The organism is Halomonas sp. CH40 (assembly GCA_041875495.1).
In the GTDB taxonomy this organism is placed as follows: Bacteria; Pseudomonadota; Gammaproteobacteria; order Pseudomonadales; family Halomonadaceae; genus Vreelandella.
Map to the genome: position 1 here is coordinate 2,083,977 of CP112982.1, position 18,138 is coordinate 2,102,114.

Genomic DNA, 18,138 nt, shown 5'->3' on the forward strand with positions numbered 1-18,138 from the left:
CATGATCACATCCCACTGGATACTCGGCCCTGGGGCCATCGGCCGCCTGTTGGCGCATTCACTGGCACCTTTGGCCGACATCTGCGTTATAAGCCGCCGCCCTCTTCCTTATCAGCAAACGCTAACCATGCCCGAAGGCGAGATAAAGGTGCAGCGCCTTGATATCCTCACAGTGGCAGAGCTGACTGAACAAGCGCTCTCTCCACCGGATTTTGTGCATATCACCACCAAGGCGATGGCGGCAGAGGCAGCGCTGGAAAGCCTGGCCGAGAGCCTGCCTTTCTGCCTTCCCCCTACGACGCCGCTGGTACTGTGGCAGAACGGCTTTCTGGCTCAGCCACAGATTACCCGGGCATGGGCGGGGCCCGTGCTGTGTGCGACCACCACTCAGGGGGCCTACCTGACCGGCGATGATAATGTGGTTCACGCTGGGCGCGGCCCTACCTTTATCGGTGACCTGAATAACCAGCACGGCGCACTGGCAACACTCCTGGCCCAACAGTTGACACAGGCAGGGTTTGAAACCAACGCCGTTGACGATATTCACCAGCGCCTATGGCAGAAACTGGCGGTGAATGCGGCGATCAACCCACTGGTGGCGCTGCATGGCATACGCAACGGTGAGCTGAGCAGTTCACCTTATTGCGGCCAGGTCGATGCAGTAATCAAAGAGGTGGCGGCCATCATGCAGGCTGAAGGCATTCAGCCGCCAGGCGGCGGGCAAGGTGAAGCGGGCTGGCTGAGACTGGTCTGGCAGGTGGTGGAGAATACCGCCAGCAACAAAGCATCCATGCTGCAGGATCTAGAGGCCGGGCGCCTCACTGAGCGCGATGCGATTCTTGGCCCTCTGATAGAAAGCGCTGTACAGCAAGGGTTGCCTTGCACCCGTCTTGAACAGCTGGATCATAAGTTGGCAAAGCAAGAATCCTCATCGATTAAAGAGGAATGATCTGCATAACTTTTGCAAGTCTACTGGGTGGTAGCCACCCATTCATTCGATGATGGCATTTATATTCAGTGCTGCCTCTCGGCTCTCAGTCTGGCAACATCCTCAACGGGCAGTTGCTCAATCTCGGCAATCAGTTGATCCGACATTTCAGTTAACGCTATCAGCTTACGGACAGCATGATATTTCTCTTCAAGGGCACGCTGCTTGGCTTCTTCACGCCCCTCCTCAAGCCCTTCTTCACGCCCTTCTTTGCGCCCTCGGCGTTCAGCATCGTTAATAAAAGAGATTTCATCGCGCAGGGCGCGTTCACGCACAAACGCCAGTCGCCGGGTTTCTTCATCGGCACTAAGTTCTTTCAGGCGCTCCATGGCTTTTTTTACCGGTTCGTAGCTTGTGTCCATCATTGTCAACCCCTCTTTCCAGTGCTCCAGAAAATTAACCCAAGCCCGCAAGGGCCTGTCAGACATGCCTAGGCGGTCGGCTTTCTTCAATTCGATCAGGTTCATCTGCAGCAGGTTCCCAAGCGATATATGTGGCTGAGTACCATCGCGCATCTCAAAACGCCAGATGGCCTGCTGCCGCTCGCCTGCTGTTGCGTTAAACAGATCAAAATCTAGCAGATGAATGCCAACAGCTGAATTCAATGCCTGATAATCTTCTCCGGCGCTTAACTGTTTGCTAAGCAGGCTGGCCAGATAGAAAAGCCCACGTTTATGCCAGGCATCGTATCGGCGCACCTGTATTTCAACATTATAGCAGTGGCCAGAGTTGTCGCGGGCAAGTACATCCAAGATGATATATTTACCCGACAATTCACTGGGCTCAATATTGGGATTGGTGATATCCACTGCGGTGATGGCGGGTAAATCTGGACGCAGATCATTGATCAGCGCCACCAGAAGTTCAGGGGTTTCGCCAAACAGGCGCTTGAAGACGTAATCATTGGTGGGGTCAAGCAAGGTGGTATTCATAAAGCCTTCCTTGGCAGCCATATTATCACTATCAGCTTAGCACAGCCTGCGTGGCTCACTAGGGCATTCAGGGACGATAATATGCACACTCCATTCTGCAAATCGCTACGGCCAACACCTAGGCTTCATCCTTGTAGAACTGCATCAGGCTGGAGAAATCCTTGCTGCCATTGCCCTTGGCGCGGTGCAGGCTGAACAGCGAGCGCGCAGCGGAGCCCATGGGTACCGGTGAGCCGCTGAGCTGGCTGACATCCATGGCAAGCCCCAGATCTTTGAACATTAGGTCAACCATAAAGCCCCCTTGATAGCCATTGGAGGCCGGGGCATTTTCCATCACGCCAGGATAGGGGTTGTAGACATTCAGCGCCCAGTTACCGCCGGAACTCTGCTTCATGATTTCTGACAATACCGCTGGATCAAGACCGTTCTTGACCCCCATATTGATCGCTTCACAGGTGCCTGCCATCAGAATCGACAGCAACATGTTGTTGCATACCTTGGCCACCTGCCCAGCACCATGATCACCGGCGTGGAAGATATTCTTGCCCATGGCCTCAAGCACTGGCTTGGCCTGGGCAAACTGCGCCTCGCTGCCACCGACGATAAAGGTCAGTGTACCGGCCTTTGCACCGCCGACGCCCCCAGAGACCGGCGCATCCACAAAACCGATGCCTTTTTCAGCGCCAGCCGCCGCCACTTCACGGGCGGTGTCAGCGTCGATGGTCGAACAGTCAATTGCCAGTGCACCCTTTTCCATACCATCAAACAGCGCTGCTTCACCGTCGACATAAAGCCCGCGCACATGCTTGCCTGCAGGCAGCATCGAAATCACCACGTCGGCACCGCTGGCCGCTTCCAGGGCAGAGCCTGCCACCTGGCAACCCTGCTGTCTGGCTATATCCAGAGCCTGATCAGACAGATCAAAAGCGCGCACTTCAAAACCTGCTTTGGCAAGGTTGGCTGCCATGGGCCCACCCATGTTGCCTAACCCAATAAATGCAACTGTCGTCATCTTGTTATCCTTGTATGAGTTCCGTTGATTAAAAAAGAGAAAAACTGCTCAGCCCAGGTCATCCAATGGATTTTCTGCCCAGGGTGGCGTCAGCAAGTCATCAATAAAGCTGTCTTCTACCGAGGCCACATCCGGGTATGTCCACTGTGGCTTGTTATCCTTGTCGACCAGTAGCGCACGAACACCCTCCGGGAATTCGCGGTGGCGGCAGCACTGCACTGAAAGCGCCAGCTCAGCCTGGAAGACCTGAGCCAATGACATATGCTTTGAGCGTTTGAGCTGCTCATCGATCAGCTTGACCGACACCGGACTGCCGTGGGCGAGGGTTTTCTGGGCTTTCTGGAACCACTTCTCATCGCTTTCAACCGCAAGAATAGCGGCGACCGCCTGCTCGATGGTGTCATGATCCATCAGCTCGCGAATCAGAGGGCTGAACCTGTGTACTGGTGAGTCCAGCTCGGCAAACGCAGGCTGGGAATCACGCTCCAGCTGGCGAAGTACGCGGTTTACAACGCCTTGGGCATCAATGCTGTCTTCATCGCCCCACTGCGCCTGAGTTAACTGCTCGACTAGAGTGTCGCGTTTTTCGCTGGCAATCAGCCGGTCGGCCAGGCCCAAGTGGTGGGCATCCAGCGCATTGATCTGGCTGCCGGTAATCGCCAGGAAACGCCCGGTGCCGTTGGAGAGACGATTAAGAAACCAGCTGGCACCCACATCCGGGTAGAGGCCAATGGTGACCTCTGGCATCGCCAGGCGCGAGGTTTCAGTGACAATACGATGATTGCTGCCACTTAACAGGCCCATTCCGCCGCCCATAACGAAGCCACTGCCCCAACAGATAATCGGTTTGGAATAGGTATGCAGGCGATAATCCAGGCGGTATTCCCGATCAAAGAAGCGTTGGGGAAACTCAGGGTCGCCCTCACCGCTAATTGCCTTATAAAGGTTGACTACGTCGCCACCTGCGCAAAACGCCTTGTCACCGGCGCTATCGAGCAGAATAGCCACAACATGATCGTTCTTCTCCCACTCATCCAGGCGCGGCAGGATTTCCTCAATCATCTCCAGGGTCAGCGCATTCAGGCTGCGTTCTGCGTTGAGACATATCTCGGCAACAACATGGCCATCCTGGGTTGGGTGTTCACTAAAAATCACACTGCTCATGGGCGCTCCTGGTAGCTCAAGAATCGGGTTGATTGACCTTGGTAAGCTTAAAGCTCAGCGGCGTTATCGGCCAACACACGGCGGGAAATAATCAACCGCATGATTTCATTGGTGCCTTCCAGAATGCGATGTACCCGGGTATCACGCACGTAGCGCTCCATTGGGTATTCCTTGATGTAGCCATAGCCGCCATACAGTTGCAGTGCTTCATCGCACACCTTGAAGCCAATATCCGTGGCATAGCGTTTGGCCATGGCGCAGTACACACCGGCATCTGGCGTACCGGCGTCCAGCTTGGCGGCCGCCATGCGTACCATCAGACGAGCCGCCACCAACTCGGTGACCATATCGGCGATGCGGAACTGCAGCGCCTGGAAATCCGCCAGACGCTTACCGAACTGCTTGCGCTCCAGCATGTGTTCCTTGGCCTTGTTGATCGCCTGCTGCGCCGTGCCGATAGAACAGGTCGCAATATTGATGCGACCGCCATCCAGCCCCTTCATGGCGATCTTGAAGCCGTCACCCTCATTACCCAGCATATTGATCGCCGGCACACGTACGTCTTCAAAGGTGATCATTCGGGTTGGCTGGCTGTTCCAGCCCATCTTGTCTTCCTTGCGGCCGTAGCTGATGCCCGCACTTTTAGCATCTACCGCAAAGGCGGAGACACCGCCAGGACCTTCGCCGCCGGTGCGTGCCATCACCACCAGAAAATCCGTGCTGCCAGCGCCGGAAATGAACATCTTGCTGCCATTGAGTACAAAGTCGTCGCCGTCACGCTTAGCCGTGGTTTTCAGTGAGGCCGCGTCAGAGCCCGCATTGGGTTCGGTCAGGCAGTAGGAACCTAGAAGTTCTCCTGTTGCCAGTTTTTCGCCCCACTGCTCGACCACCTCCGGCTTGCCGAAGTCCGCCAACATCCAGGTCACCATGTTATGAATGGTCAGGTAGGCGGTGGTTGACGTACAGCCCATGGAAAGCTGCTCAAAGATAATGCTGGCATCCAGCCGCGAGAGGCCCAAGCCACCCACATTTTCTGACGCATATAAAGAGCAGAAACCTAACTCGCCCGCCTTGCGGATCACATCGACAGGAAAGATAGCTTCCTGATCCCACTCGGCAGCATGAGGTTCGAGTTCATTAAGCGCGAAGTTGCGCGCCATATCGGCAAAGGCTATCTGATCTTCGTTGAGCTCAAAGTTCATGAGGTTCTCCACTTGGTCAGCCAGGGGCTGATAGCTTGCTGTTATCGTTATTGATTAACTAAAAGGTGGTTGACCAGTCACTGCCGATCGACCAGTTGACGTTTACGTTAACTTACTATCTAACGCCCAAGCAAGCAATGGCTTGGCCAATGCGACTTTTGGCTAGCCAGGGTTCAAGCATCATTAAACAGTAGCCACAAAAAAGGCGCCCTAAAGCGCCAAGACAACGGACAGACAATCGTGGTGCGCCTATTGACTGACGCTGGATAGAAATGTGCTTACTTGAAATTCTTGTTATACATCCGGGTAATTTCACCCACGATACCGCTGCGGAAACTCAATACGCAGATCACAAAGATAAGCCCCAGGATCACACTCACCCAGTTGCCCAGTGGTGATTGCGACAGGACATGCTGCAGGCTGACCACGATACCGGCTCCCATGACAGGCCCCAATAGCGTGCCGACCCCCCCCAGCAGCGTCATCAGGATAACCTCGCCGGACATATGCCAGTGAGCATCCGTCAATGACGCCAGCTGAAACACCACCGTCTTGGTGGAACCTGCCAACCCTGCCAGGGCCGCAGAAATCACAAAGGCCACCAGCTTGTACATATCCGTGTTGTAGCCCAGGGAAACAGCGCGAGGTTCATTTTCACGGATGGCCTTCAGCACCTGCCCATAAGGAGAATGCACCGTGCGCTGGATCACCGCAAAGCCGAACAGGAAGACCGCGAAGACAAAGTAATACATTGCCAGGTTATCGCGCAGGCTGATAAAGCCCAGCAGCTCACCACGCGGCACCCCGTGCAGGCCATCTTCCCCACCGGTAAAAGGCGCCTGAACGAACACGAAATACACCAGTTGCGCCAGCGCCAGAGTCACCATGGCAAAGTAGATGCCCTGGCGACGGATCGCCAGAATACCGAACAGGGCACCCAATACAGTGGCCACCAGCGTACCTGCAATAATGCCAAGTTCCGGCGTCAGACCCGGGTAGCTTGCCAGCAGGTAGCCTGTGATATAGCCGCCCGTGGCCAGAAAGGCCGCGTGCCCGAAAGACAGAAGCCCCGCATAGCCCAGCAGAAGATTAAAGGCACAGGCAAATAAGGCAAAGCACAGCACCTTCATCAGAAAAACGGGGTAGGCCACAAAAGGGGCTACCAAGCCCACAACTATCAGGGCAATGTAAAACAGGTTGCGCCGCATAGTGGCACGCTTCTGACGTTCCATTACCGCCGAAGGTCTTGCTAAGGTTTGAGCGTCTGCCATGGTTATGCCTCCTTACCGAACAGGCCCGCAGGGCGGAACATCAGAACTAGAATCATCACCAGGAAAATTACCGTATTGGCAGCCTCCGGGTAATACACCTTGGTTAAACCTTCGATGATACCCATCGCCAGCCCCGTCATGATGGCGCCAAGAATCGACCCCATACCGCCGATAACCACCACAGCGAACACCACAATCAGCAGGCTGGAGCCCATGGTCGGCGAAACAGGATAAAGCGGTGCCGCCAGTACTCCGGCAAACGCTGCCAGCCCCACGCCAAAACCGTAGGTCAGTGTGATCAACAGGGGCACGTTAACGCCAAACGCCTGCATCAACTGGGAGTTCTCGGTACCCGCGCGTAGATAGGCCCCCAAGCGGGTACGTTCAATCATGAACCAGGTAAACAGGCACATCGCCAATGCCGCGACCAGCACCCAGGCACGGTAGGTCGGCAGGAACATGAAGCCCAGATTCAGGCCACCCTGAAACACTTCCGGCGTGGCATAGCGCGCCCCGGATACACCAAAGAAGTTGACCAGAGTACCTTCGAAAATCAGCGCCAAACCAAAGGTCAGCAGCAAGCCATAGAGATGATCCAGGTGACTGATTCTGCGCAGCAGATAACGCTCCAGCAGCATACCAAAAGCACCCACCACCAGCGGCACCAGCAAAAGCGCCAGCCAGTAGTTGATTCCCAGGCACTGAAAGGCCAACAGCGTGGCAAAGGCGCCAAGCATGTACTGCGCACCGTGAGCGAAGTTGACAATTTTCAGCAAACCAAAAATAACTGCCAGCCCAAGGCTCAGTAGCGCATAAAAGGCGCCGTTGACCAGCCCAAGCGTGAGCTGCCCCATAAATACCGCCAGGGGCACGCCAAATATCATCATCATGGTGTAATACTCCTCGCCGTCAAGCGAAGCAGCCGGTCATCACCGACCGCTTCGGTTACTTATCCTGAAAGACTGCTATCCGGCTCAGTTCTGCACCAGATCGCACTGACTTTCGGATAACGGACGATAAGCCTCGTCGGCAGGAATGGTGCTGAGGATCTTGTAGAGATCCCACTCATTCGTAGACTCTTCCGGGGTTTTCACCTGGGCCAGATACATATCATGCACCATACGACCATCTTCACGGATCTGGCCGTTGCGGGCGAAGAAATCATTGATCGGCTCAGCCGCCATCTGGGCACGCACCACTTCAGGGTCATCCGTACCCGCTGCTTCAACAGACTTCAGGTAATGCATGGTGCTGGAGTAGATGCCCGCCTGCACCATGGTTGGACGTGCACCCACTTCTTCGTAATAGCGGTCTGCCCAGGCGCGTGCTTCCTCGTCCATATCCCAGTACCAGCCGGTGGTCAGCAGCAGGTTCTGAGTCGCCTGGAGGCCAAGTGCGTGAACATCGTTAAGGAAGATCAGTAGACCGGCAAGCTGCTGACCGCTTTGGGTCAGGCCAAACTGGCTGGCAGTGGTAATGGCGTTAACGGTATCAGCACCGGCATTGGCCAAACCAACAATCTTGGCACCAGAGCCTTGCGCCTGAAGAATATAGGAAGAAAAGTCACTGGTCGGGAAAGGATGGCGCACACCGCCAACAATTTCGCCGCCGCTTTCTTCAACCACCTTGGTAACGTCGCCTTCCAGCGCATGGCCGAAGGCATAGTCAGCGGTCAGCATGAACCAGCTATCACCGCCCTGATCGACAACAGCCTTAGCCGTACCGTTAGCCAGCGGATAGGTATCATAAACATAGTGGATATGATTGGGCGTGCAATGCTCATTGGTAATGCTGGACGCGGCTGAACCGGAAATAATAGCCAGCTTGTTGTTTTCCTCAACTACCTTGGTAACAGCAATAGAAACCGAAGAGGCTACCAGGCCGCCCACCATATCGACGTTATCCCGATCGATCCATTCGCGTACTGTATTCGCGCCAACGTCCGCGCTGTTACGGTCATCAGCACTGAAAACCTCAATGGGTGCACCGTTAACACTGCCACCGAAATCATCAATGGCCATCTCCATCGCAGCCAGGCCACCCGGGCCGGCCAGATCACGATAGGTGCCCGACATATCTGCCAGGTAGCCAATGCGTACTTCGCCATCGCTGATTTCAGCCTGGGCGGTCGATATGGCCATGCTGGTAGCAGCGGCAACGGCGATACTGGCGGTCAGCGTTTTTTTCATGAAAGTCATGCTCGTCTCCTGGCCCTTGGGCCTTTGTTGTTGTGTTACGACGTACGTTGATGTGATATTTTCAAGTCTGTGTCTGTTGTCTTTATGGCTTACGTTGTTAATTTTATATGTGCTTACACCCCCAGCATGCTATTGAGATGTTCTCGGCGCGAAGGTAGCTCGGCCGCGGTGATTTCCTCGACAATCTGGCCGTGATCCATCACAAAGTGGCGATCGGCCAGCGGCGCTGCAAAGCGAAAGTTCTGCTCAACCAGCACGATTGTCATACCCCGTTCTTTTAACTGTTCCAGCACTTCCGCCAGTTTCTGGACGATGACCGGCGCCAGGCCTTCAGTAATTTCATCAAGCAGCAGGATACGCGCACCTGTGCGCAGTATTCGCGCCATAGCCAACATCTGCTGCTCACCGCCAGAAAGCCGCGTACCCGGGCTGCGGCGACGCTCATAGAGATTGGGAAACATGGCGTAGATTTCATCCAACGACATGCCATCCGAGCGCACCGTGGGTGGCAGCAACAAGTTCTCATGGACATCCAGGCTGGCAAAAATTCCACGCTCTTCCGGACAATAGCCAATCCCAAGGCGTGGGATATGATGAGGCTTCATCTTCAAGGTTTCGTTGCCATTGATCATGATGGAGCCGGTTCGCCGCCCTACCATATTCATGATCGACTTGAGCGTCGTACTGCGACCGGCACCGTTGCGCCCAAGCAGTGTCACCAACTCGCCGCGCTTGACGTTAAAGTCAACGCCATGAAGGATGTGCGATTCACCGTAGAAGGCATGCAGATCCTGCACCCGGATCATTTCCGCCTGTTGCGGCTGCTGTGTTTCAAGCTGTTCTGCCGTATTCATACCTGCGCCCCCTCTTCTTCCGCTGCCTCACTGCCCATATAAGCCTCGCGTACCAGCGGATTGCGGGAAACGCTGTCATAATCGCCTTCAGCCAGCACCGCCCCACGAGCGAGTACCGTAATACGATCACACAAACGGCTGACAACGCTCAGGTTATGCTCCACCATCAACACAGTACGCCCTTTGGAAACCCGCTGAATCAACTCGACAATACGATCCACGTCTTCAGCGCCCATGCCCTGGGTTGGCTCATCAAGCAACATCATGTCCGGCTCAAGGGCCAAGGTCGTCGCCACTTCAAGCGCCCGCTTACGCCCATAGGGCATTTCAACTGTCAGAATATCGGCGTATTCGCGCAGGCCTACTTCCTCTAGCAGGGCAAGGGCTCTTTCATTGAGGTGGTTCAACGACTTTTCCGACTTCCAGAAATGAAACGAAGTCCCCAGGTTCCGTTGTAGCGCAACGCGCACATTTTCCAAGGCTGTCATGTGGGCGAATACGGCAGAAATCTGGAACGAACGCACCAGCCCCATTCGAGCGATCTCATTGGATTTCAATTTGGTGATCGGCTTCCCACGATAGAGAATCTCACCATGCGTAGGCGGAAGAAATTTGGTCAGCAGGTTGAAGACTGTCGTCTTTCCCGCACCATTAGGGCCTATCAGGGCATGGATGTGCCCTTCCTGAACCTGGAGGTTAACGTCATCAACTGCGGTAAACCCTAGAAATTCTTTGGTCAGGCCGCGGGTTTCAAGCACTATTTCACTGGCCAGAGTTTCGTCTGCACTCATACCGTAACAAGCCTCTTTGTTGTTATTGTGCTGACTGAATCCACCGACCAGAGCAACTTGGTTAGCCGGCGCTCTATCCTTACCTAAACGTAAGATGTAACCTCAAACTAGCAACGCAAATGGGTGCCTGACAATTACAACTTTGGTCTATCCAAGGTATTTTAATCGCTACAAATTACCCATATAGACATTTATATCAGACACTTAACCAAAAACACCGCGACGAAATATTAATCAATTTACCCTTTACGTTAACGTGAACTTGTTTTAGCCTCAGTTAAAAGGTTCCATAATGACGTAGCCCTGACCCCTAACCTCGTCGAGAGAACCTAACAAGAGACATGATGCGATGAGCAAAACTTACACTATCAGCGAACTGGCCAGTGAATTCGATGTGACTACACGCAGCATTCGCTTTTATGAAGACCAGGAACTTCTGCACCCCAGCCGTCGTGGGCAAACCCGTATTTACAGCAGTAAAGATCGCGTTCGCCTAAAGCTCACTCTACGCGGCAAGCGGCTGGGGTTTTCACTGGCAGAAATTCGTGAGCTGTTTGAACTCTGGGATGAAACCCGCAGCGGCAGCGAGAAACAGCTGCATCTGATGCTCAGCAAGATTTCCGAGCGCCGCGCCGCGCTGGAGCAGCAGATGAAAGACATCACCATGGTGCAGCTGGAGCTGGAAAGCGCCGAGATCCGCTGCCGTCAGGCACTTGAAGAACTCAACGAAAAGCAGGACAGCGAGCCCCACAGTGCAGGAAAAAAAACAGCCGCCAAGGAGGGCGGTAAATCGGCCACGGTGCATTGAGTTTTTAAGGTACCCGATGCTTTTATCAAGCAAGGTTTGAACAATTTTCCATCTACTAAATTTTTATAAAACAACGAACTAAACCCAAACAAAACGAGCCAGGGGCAACCTGCCCCGAGTATCTCACGGACACGCGCAAAGGTGATTGACCATGTTTACCCACTACTCAGAACTGAACTTCGGCCTTGATGATGAACTGAACATGCTGCGTGAGCAGGTCAACGCCTTCGCGCGGGATGAAATTGCTCCACGCGCCGCCGAGATAGATGCCAACAATGAATTCCCCAATGATCTGTGGAAGAAGTTTGGCGATATGGGCCTGCTCGGCATTACCGTCTCAGAAGAGGACGGCGGTAGCGGCATGGGTTACCTGGCCCACTGTATTGCTATGGAAGAAATTTCCCGGGCGAGTGCTTCTGTTGCCCTTTCCTACGGTGCTCATTCCAACCTGTGCGTCAACCAGTTGAAGATCAATGGCTCATCAGAGCAGAAAGCCAAGTACCTGCCCAAGCTGATCAGTGGCGATCATGTCGGTGCTCTGGCTATGTCCGAGCCGGGTGCAGGCTCTGATGTGGTTTCCATGCAGCTGCGTGCCCGCAAGGAGGGTGATCAATACATCCTCAACGGCAACAAGATGTGGATCACCAATGGGCCGGATGCGGATGTGCTGGTGGTCTACGCCAAGACCGACCCAGACGCCGGTTCGAAAGGGATTACCGCCTTTATTATCGAAAAAGGCATGCCAGGTTTCACCACCGCCCAGAAGCTCGACAAGCTGGGCATGCGCGGCTCCAACACCTGCGAGCTGGTGTTCCAGGACTGCGCCGTACCGGCAGAAAACATCCTGGGCGATGAAGGCAAAGGCGTTCGCGTATTGATGAGCGGCCTTGATTACGAACGAGCCGTACTAGCAGCTGGTCCGATCGGTATCATGCAGGCGGCCATGGATGTGGTGATGCCCTACATCCATGAACGCAAGCAGTTTGGTCAGTCAATCGGTGAATTCCAGCTGGTTCAGGGCAAGGTAGCGGATATGTACACCACCATGAATGCCTGTCGCGCCTACCTCTACGCAGTTGCCGGTGCCTGCGACCGGGGCCAGACATCACGCAAGGATGCCGCCGGGGTGATTCTCTACTGTGCCGAAAAAGCTACCCAGGTGGCGCTGGATGCCATTCAGCTACTGGGCGGCAACGGTTACATCAACGAATACCCCACCGGTCGGCTGCTGCGTGATGCCAAGCTGTATGAAATCGGCGCGGGCACCAGCGAAATCCGTCGCATGCTGATCGGCCGTGAGCTGTTCAGCGAATCGAACTAAACATGGCTTATATCCTGTCATTTTCACTATCAAGCGTTAATGGAGCCGATCAATGGCCATGTTAAAAACCCAGGTCAACCCGCGTAGCGACGCCTTTCAGGCCAACGCGGCCAGTATGCAGACAGAAGTTTCCAAGCTGCATGAACTGACTGCTGCCATCTGTCAGGGCGGCGGTGAAAAAGCCCGCAAGCGGCATGAGTCACGGGGCAAGCTGTTTGTCCGTGATCGTATTGATCACCTGATTGATGAAGGCTCACCCTTTCTGGAATTTTCGGCGCTCGCCGCCCACGACGTCTACGAAAGCGCCGTACCGGCAGCGGGTGTGGTCACCGGTATCGGGCGGGTGTCCGGGGTGGAATGCGTGATTGTTGCCAATGACGCCACCGTCAAAGGGGGCACCTACTTTCCGCTGACCGTCAAAAAGCATATCCGCGCTCAGGAAATTGCCCGCAAGCATCGCTTGCCGTGTATCTACCTGGTCGATTCCGGCGGTGCTTTCCTGCCACGCCAGGATGAAGTCTTCCCTGACCGTGATCATTTCGGGCGCATCTTCTATAACCAGGCCACCCTCTCCGCTGAAGGCATTCCGCAGATTGCCGTGGTCATGGGTTCCTGCACCGCTGGCGGCGCCTACGTACCGGCCATGGCGGATGAGTCGATCATCGTTAAGGAACAGGGCACTATCTTCCTGGGTGGCCCGCCGCTGGTTAAAGCGGCCACCGGTGAAAGCATCAGTGCCGAAGACCTGGGGGGTGCCGATGTTCACGCCAAGGTCAGCGGCGTAGCCGACCATTACGCCGAGAACGATGCCCATGCCCTGCAACTGGCTCGCGCCTGTGTGTCACGGCTTAACTGGCAGAAACGCGGCCAGCTGGCCATGCAGGCACCCAAGCCGCCGCAGCTTGACCCAACAGAGCTTTACGGCATTGTCGGCACCGACCTCAAAAAACCCTTTGATGTGCGTGAAGTGATTGGCCGCATCGTCGATGGCTCTGATTTTGATGAATTCAAGCGCTACTACGGCGATACCCTGGTCACCGGTTTTGCACATATTCACGGCCACCCGGTCGGCATTGTCGCCAATAACGGCGTGCTGTTTTCAGAAAGTGCCGTTAAGGGCGCGCACTTTATCGAGCTGTGCGCCCAGCGCAAGATTCCGCTGATCTTCCTGCAGAACATCACCGGCTTTATGGTCGGTTCCAAGTACGAGCATGAAGGCATCGCCAAGCACGGCGCCAAACTGGTCACTGCCGTGGCCTGCGCCAAGGTACCCAAATTCACCGTGCTGATTGGCGGTAGTTTCGGTGCGGGCAACTATGGCATGTGTGGTCGCGCCTATGATCCCAATCTGCTGTTCATGTGGCCCAACGCGCGCATTTCGGTCATGGGGGGTGAGCAGGCCGCCGGTGTACTTTCCCAGGTCAAGCGCGAACAGTATGAACGTGAAGGCCGCGAATGGACGCCTGAACAAGAAGAGGCGTTCAAGCAGCCCACTCGCGAGCAATACGAACACCAGGGCCACCCCTACTACGCCAGCGCCCGGTTGTGGGATGACGGTGTGATTGATCCGGCCCAGACCCGAGACGTACTCGGCCTTTCACTGGCGGCGGCAATGAATGCCGAGATTGAAGAAACGCGCTTCGGCGTGTTCCGGATGTAAGGAGCAAACCGTGGCTTATTCCTCACTTGAACTTCACGACAATGGCGTTGCCTGGCTGCTACTCAACCGCCCGGACGTTCACAACGCCTTTGATGACCATCTGATTGCTGAACTCAACGCCCATCTGGGAAAACTGCATGCCCTGGCAGATGCAGGTGACGTGCGGGTCGTCGTACTGGGCTCTGAAGGCAAGAGTTTTTCGGCGGGCGCTGACCTTAACTGGATGAAGCGCATGGTCGATTACTCCCTAGACGATAATCTGGCCGATTCGCGCAAACTGTCTGCCCTGATGCATGGCCTGGATACCCTGCCCTGCCCGACCCTCTGCCGGGTACAAGGCGCGGCGTTTGGCGGTGCTGTTGGGCTAGCTGCCTGCTGTGATGTCGTGATTGCCTCCGAAAAGGCCCGATTCTGCCTGTCAGAAGTCAGGATTGGCCTGTCGCCTGCAGTCATCAGCCCCTATGTGCAGCGTGCCCTGGGCGAGCGTCAGATGCGCCGTTATGCGCTGACGGCGGAAGTCATGGATGCCGCCACTGCGCTGAATCTTGGCTTGGCGCATCAGGTAGTGGCTCCTGACGCCCTGAACGATGCCGTCGATAGCATGCTGGAAACTCTGCTCGGCGGATCGCCTCAGGCCCAGCGCGCCACCAAGGCGCTGCTTGCCAGCGTCGCCAAGGCTTCCGATGCTGACACCACTCGAGAACACACCTGCCAGGTCATTGCCCGCCTGCGCGTCAGTAATGAAGGCCAGGAAGGGCTGGCAAGCTTTTTCGACAAGCGCCGCCCGGCCTGGACGGCCCCTCACAACACAACGACAAACGCTGCGGAGCCACGCTCATGACTTCTGAACATTCTCCCGAACAAATGCCACAACACGTCCGATTCGACACCTTGTTAGTGGCTAACCGCGGCGAGATTGCCTGCCGTGTGATGCGTACCGCTCGTCGTATGGGCCTGAAAACCGTGGCGGTTTATTCGGATGCCGACGCCAACGCCCGCCATGTGCGTGAGGCGGATGAAGCGGTGCGTATCGGCCCGGCCGCCGCCCGCGACAGCTACCTGGATGTGAACGCCGTGGTGGAAGCGGCCAAGCGCACCGGCAGCGGTGCGATTCACCCTGGCTACGGCTTCCTTTCGGAAAACGGTGCCTTTGTGGAAGCCCTCGACAAGGCCGGCATTACCTTTGTTGGCCCGCCCGCCTCAGCCATTGCCGCCATGGGTGATAAATCTTCTGCCAAGGCGCGTATGCATGCCGCTGGCGTGCCGCTGGTGCCGGGCTACCACGGCAATGATCAGGATGACGCCCTGCTCAAAGCCGAAGCCGACAAGATTGGCTATCCGGTGATGCTCAAGGCCAGCGCCGGTGGCGGCGGTAAGGGCATGCGGGTCGTTGAATCCACTGAGGCCTTCCAGGCTGCGCTGGATGGCTGCCGTCGCGAATCCAAAGCCGCTTTCGGCGATGACCGCATGCTGATCGAGAAATACCTGGTGCAGCCCCGCCATGTGGAAGTTCAGGTGTTCTGCGACAGTCACGGCAGCGGGGTTTACCTGTTTGAACGCGACTGCTCGGTGCAGCGTCGTCACCAGAAAGTCCTCGAAGAAGCCCCGGCGCCTGGCATAACACTCGAATTACGCGCCGCCATGGGCGACGCCGCTGTACGCGCCGCTCAGGAAATCAATTATGTGGGCGCGGGCACCGTCGAATTCCTTCTCGACGCTGATGGTTCTTTCTATTTTATGGAAATGAACACCCGTCTGCAGGTAGAGCATCCGGTCACCGAGATGATCACCGGTCAGGATCTGGTTGAATGGCAACTGCGGGTGGCCATGGGCGAGGCACTGCCGCTTTCCCAGGACGCCCTGACCATTACCGGCCACAGCTTTGAAGCCCGGCTTTACGCTGAAGACCCGGAACAGGACTTCCTGCCGGCCACTGGCACCCTGACCCGCTTCGCGCTTGACCTGAAAGGCGCTGGGCTGGGCACGGATCAGGTACGTCTGGACAGCGGCGTGGAAAGCGGCGACGTGGTGTCCATGCATTACGATCCTATGCTGGCCAAGCTGATTGTGCATGGCGTTGACCGCAATGCAGCGCTGGCGACGCTGAACCGCGCCCTGGCGGCGCTGGATGTTCAGGGTGTCGTAACCAACCGGGCATTTCTGCAGCGATTATCCACCCACCCCGGCTTCAAGAACGTTGAGCTTGATACGCGTTTTATCGAGCGTAATGAAGCCACCCTGTTTGCGCCCCGCCAGTACCGGGTCGAGGAATACGCCAGCGCAGCGCTGATTGGCCTGGGCCAGTTGGCCCATGAGTGCGAAAGCGACTCCCCCTGGGATCGGCATGACGGCTTTCGTCTGAACGCCCCGCATACCATCCGGATTGCGCTGTGCGACCCGGATCATGCCAAGGACGATACGTCAGACCAGATAGTGGTCGTTGAAGGCACCCGGGCCAACGGCGCGGCTCCCTGGCAGCTGACATTCAACGGCGGCAATGTCGACGGCCAGACGCTAAAAGCCAGCCTGCAGCAGCTGGCAGGTGATGCCGTTGCAGTAACGCTGGATGGTCACCGCCAACGCCTGCAGGCGCGCCTGGTGGGTGATGAACGCAATCTGGTAGTGCTGTCTGATCCGGCGGGTGAAACCCGTCTGTTCTGGCGGCGTATTGATGCCATCGACCACGGCCACCATGAGGCGGAATCCACCCTGACGGCGCCTATGCATGGCACCGTCGTCACTCTGCTGGTAGAGCCCAATCAGGCGGTCGAGAAAGGCATGCCGCTGATGGTAATGGAAGCAATGAAGATGGAACACACCATGACCGCCCCGGCTGATGGCCATGTAGCGGCCTTCCACTTCAGCGCCGGTGATACGGTGGGCCAGGGTGATGTGCTGCTCGAATTTGCGGCTGACGACTGATCTTCAACCATGATCCAAACACAGGAGATTGCCATGTCACTGCCTGATTCAGTCCGGCTGTTTGAAATGTCGCCCAGGGACGGGCTTCAGAACGAGCCCGGCACCCTGGTGCCCACCGCTACCAAGATTGCCCTGATTGAGCGATTGGCGGATGCGGGCATGACGCATATCGAGGCCGCCAGTTTTGTCTCGCCCAAGTGGGTGCCGCAGATGGGCGACGCCAGCGATGTAATGACGGGCATCCGGCGCAAGGAAGGCGTTGTTTACTCTGCCCTGACGCCCAACCTCAAGGGGCTTGAAGGCGCTATTGCGGCCAACGTCGAGGAAGTGGCGGTCTTTTCCGCCGCTTCTGAAGCGTTCTCACAGAAGAATATCAACTGCTCGATTGCTGAATCCCTGCAGCGCTTTGAGCCGGTCATGGCCCGCGCCAGCGAAGCGGGCGTTCGGGTTCGCGGCTATGTGTCCTGCGTATTGGGTTGCCCCTATGAGGGCGATATCGACCCGGAGCGCGTGGCAGAGGTGGCCAAGGCGTTATTGGATCTGGGCTGCTATGAAATTTCCCTGGGCGACACCATTGGCGTCGGCACACCGCTGAAAGCCAAGCGCATGCTGGAAGCGGTCAACCGCCAGGTACCGATGGGTCAGCTGGCTGCCCATTTTCATGATACCTACGGCCAGGCACTGGCCAACCTGTATGCCGTCCTCGAAGAAGGCATCAGCGTGATTGATGCCTCAACGGCAGGCCTTGGCGGTTGCCCCTACGCTAAGGGCGCCTCGGGCAACGTCGCCACAGAAGACGTTCTCTACCTGCTGGAAGGGCTGGGCATCAACACCGGCATTGATCTGCAGGCCGTGATTGATACCGGCTACTGGATTACCGCTGAACTGGGCCGCACCCCAGGTTCACGGGTAGCGCAGGCAACAGGCCCTTGCCATGCCTAGCGCCTTACCTGGCTTCTTATAATAAAAACTGTGTTGGTATTTCGTTCGGACAACAAAAAATATCTCGGAGACA

15 protein-coding genes and 1 pseudogene are annotated in these 18,138 nt (G+C 56.1%); 7 read left to right on the forward strand and 9 right to left on the reverse strand.

Annotated features, from left to right (window positions below):
* Nucleotide 1: 1 nt before the first annotated feature.
* Nucleotides 2–949, forward strand: a complete 948-nt coding sequence (locus OR573_09590; GenBank protein ID XGA78773.1) for a 2-dehydropantoate 2-reductase — start codon at nt 2–4, stop codon at nt 947–949.
* A 65-nt stretch (nt 950–1,014) separates the two neighbouring features.
* Here OR573_09590 and OR573_09595 read toward each other — a convergent pair whose 3' ends face one another.
* From OR573_09595 to OR573_09635, 9 genes and pseudogenes are all read right to left on the reverse strand, one after another.
* A complete protein-coding gene (locus tag OR573_09595; GenBank protein ID XGA78774.1) occupies nt 1,015–1,920 on the reverse strand; it encodes an Rpn family recombination-promoting nuclease/putative transposase in 906 nt (301 codons plus the stop codon).
* Nucleotides 1,921–2,038: 118 nt separating this feature from the next.
* A pseudogene (gene mmsB / locus OR573_09600) lies at nt 2,039–2,941 on the reverse strand (3-hydroxyisobutyrate dehydrogenase).
* A 39-nt stretch (nt 2,942–2,980) separates the two neighbouring features.
* Nucleotides 2,981–4,096 (reverse strand): enoyl-CoA hydratase/isomerase family protein, encoded by a 1,116-nt coding sequence (locus tag OR573_09605; GenBank protein ID XGA78775.1) that lies wholly within the window; start codon nt 4,094–4,096, stop codon nt 2,981–2,983.
* A 47-nt stretch (nt 4,097–4,143) separates the two neighbouring features.
* Nucleotides 4,144–5,298 carry an acyl-CoA dehydrogenase family protein gene (locus tag OR573_09610; GenBank protein ID XGA78776.1) on the reverse strand — a complete coding sequence of 385 codons (1,155 nt, stop codon included), beginning with the start codon at nt 5,296–5,298 and terminating at the stop codon, nt 4,144–4,146.
* 278 nt (nt 5,299–5,576) lie between these two features.
* Complete coding sequence (locus OR573_09615) at nt 5,577–6,569, reverse strand: branched-chain amino acid ABC transporter permease (protein ID XGA78777.1); 993 nt, start codon at nt 6,567–6,569, stop codon at nt 5,577–5,579.
* Between the two features lie 2 nt (nt 6,570–6,571).
* Entirely contained in the window at nt 6,572–7,459 is an 888-nt protein-coding gene (locus OR573_09620) for a branched-chain amino acid ABC transporter permease (protein XGA78778.1), read from the reverse strand.
* Nucleotides 7,460–7,543: 84 nt separating this feature from the next.
* Nucleotides 7,544–8,767, reverse strand: coding sequence for an ABC transporter substrate-binding protein (locus tag OR573_09625; protein ID XGA78779.1), 1,224 nt, complete (start codon nt 8,765–8,767; stop codon nt 7,544–7,546).
* 113 nt (nt 8,768–8,880) lie between these two features.
* Nucleotides 8,881–9,621: an ABC transporter ATP-binding protein gene (locus OR573_09630; GenBank protein ID XGA78780.1), complete on the reverse strand. Its 741-nt coding sequence runs from the start codon at nt 9,619–9,621 to the stop codon at nt 8,881–8,883.
* A complete protein-coding gene (locus OR573_09635) occupies nt 9,618–10,412 on the reverse strand; it encodes an ABC transporter ATP-binding protein (GenBank protein XGA78781.1) in 795 nt (264 codons plus the stop codon). Before OR573_09635 ends, OR573_09630 begins: the two co-directional genes overlap by 4 nt.
* 349 nt (nt 10,413–10,761) lie before the next feature.
* On the opposite strand from OR573_09635, the gene OR573_09640 reads away from it, so the two are divergent.
* From OR573_09640 to OR573_09665, 6 genes are all read left to right on the forward strand, one after another.
* Nucleotides 10,762–11,220 (forward strand): MerR family DNA-binding transcriptional regulator, encoded by a 459-nt coding sequence (locus tag OR573_09640; GenBank protein XGA78782.1) that lies wholly within the window; start codon nt 10,762–10,764, stop codon nt 11,218–11,220.
* A gap of 151 nt (nt 11,221–11,371) precedes the next feature.
* Nucleotides 11,372–12,541, forward strand: coding sequence for an isovaleryl-CoA dehydrogenase (locus OR573_09645; GenBank protein ID XGA78783.1), 1,170 nt, complete (start codon nt 11,372–11,374; stop codon nt 12,539–12,541).
* Between the two features lie 52 nt (nt 12,542–12,593).
* Entirely contained in the window at nt 12,594–14,201 is a 1,608-nt protein-coding gene (locus OR573_09650) for a methylcrotonoyl-CoA carboxylase (protein ID XGA78784.1), read from the forward strand.
* Between the two features lie 10 nt (nt 14,202–14,211).
* Nucleotides 14,212–15,042 (forward strand): enoyl-CoA hydratase-related protein, encoded by an 831-nt coding sequence (locus tag OR573_09655; GenBank protein ID XGA78785.1) that lies wholly within the window; start codon nt 14,212–14,214, stop codon nt 15,040–15,042.
* Nucleotides 15,043–15,065: 23 nt separating this feature from the next.
* Nucleotides 15,066–17,123: an acetyl/propionyl/methylcrotonyl-CoA carboxylase subunit alpha gene (locus OR573_09660; protein ID XGA81713.1), complete on the forward strand. Its 2,058-nt coding sequence runs from the start codon at nt 15,066–15,068 to the stop codon at nt 17,121–17,123.
* A 33-nt stretch (nt 17,124–17,156) separates the two neighbouring features.
* Nucleotides 17,157–18,065: a hydroxymethylglutaryl-CoA lyase gene (locus OR573_09665; protein XGA78786.1), complete on the forward strand. Its 909-nt coding sequence runs from the start codon at nt 17,157–17,159 to the stop codon at nt 18,063–18,065.
* The last annotated feature ends 73 nt before the right edge of the window (nt 18,066–18,138 follow it).

Coding starts and splice junctions, on each gene's coding strand:
- OR573_09590 (XGA78773.1), top strand. CDS start 2: ATGATCACATCCCACTGGATACTCGGCCCTGGGGCCATCGGCCGCCTG.
- OR573_09595 (XGA78774.1), bottom strand. CDS start 1,920: ATGAATACCACCTTGCTTGACCCCACCAATGATTACGTCTTCAAGCGC.
- OR573_09605 (XGA78775.1), bottom strand. CDS start 4,096: ATGAGCAGTGTGATTTTTAGTGAACACCCAACCCAGGATGGCCATGTT.
- OR573_09610 (XGA78776.1), bottom strand. CDS start 5,298: ATGAACTTTGAGCTCAACGAAGATCAGATAGCCTTTGCCGATATGGCG.
- OR573_09615 (XGA78777.1), bottom strand. CDS start 6,569: ATGGCAGACGCTCAAACCTTAGCAAGACCTTCGGCGGTAATGGAACGT.
- OR573_09620 (XGA78778.1), bottom strand. CDS start 7,459: ATGATGATGATATTTGGCGTGCCCCTGGCGGTATTTATGGGGCAGCTC.
- OR573_09625 (XGA78779.1), bottom strand. CDS start 8,767: ATGACTTTCATGAAAAAAACGCTGACCGCCAGTATCGCCGTTGCCGCT.
- OR573_09630 (XGA78780.1), bottom strand. CDS start 9,621: ATGAATACGGCAGAACAGCTTGAAACACAGCAGCCGCAACAGGCGGAA.
- OR573_09635 (XGA78781.1), bottom strand. CDS start 10,412: ATGAGTGCAGACGAAACTCTGGCCAGTGAAATAGTGCTTGAAACCCGC.
- OR573_09640 (XGA78782.1), top strand. CDS start 10,762: ATGAGCAAAACTTACACTATCAGCGAACTGGCCAGTGAATTCGATGTG.
- OR573_09645 (XGA78783.1), top strand. CDS start 11,372: ATGTTTACCCACTACTCAGAACTGAACTTCGGCCTTGATGATGAACTG.
- OR573_09650 (XGA78784.1), top strand. CDS start 12,594: ATGGCCATGTTAAAAACCCAGGTCAACCCGCGTAGCGACGCCTTTCAG.
- OR573_09660 (XGA81713.1), top strand. CDS start 15,066: ATGCCACAACACGTCCGATTCGACACCTTGTTAGTGGCTAACCGCGGC.
- OR573_09665 (XGA78786.1), top strand. CDS start 17,157: ATGTCACTGCCTGATTCAGTCCGGCTGTTTGAAATGTCGCCCAGGGAC.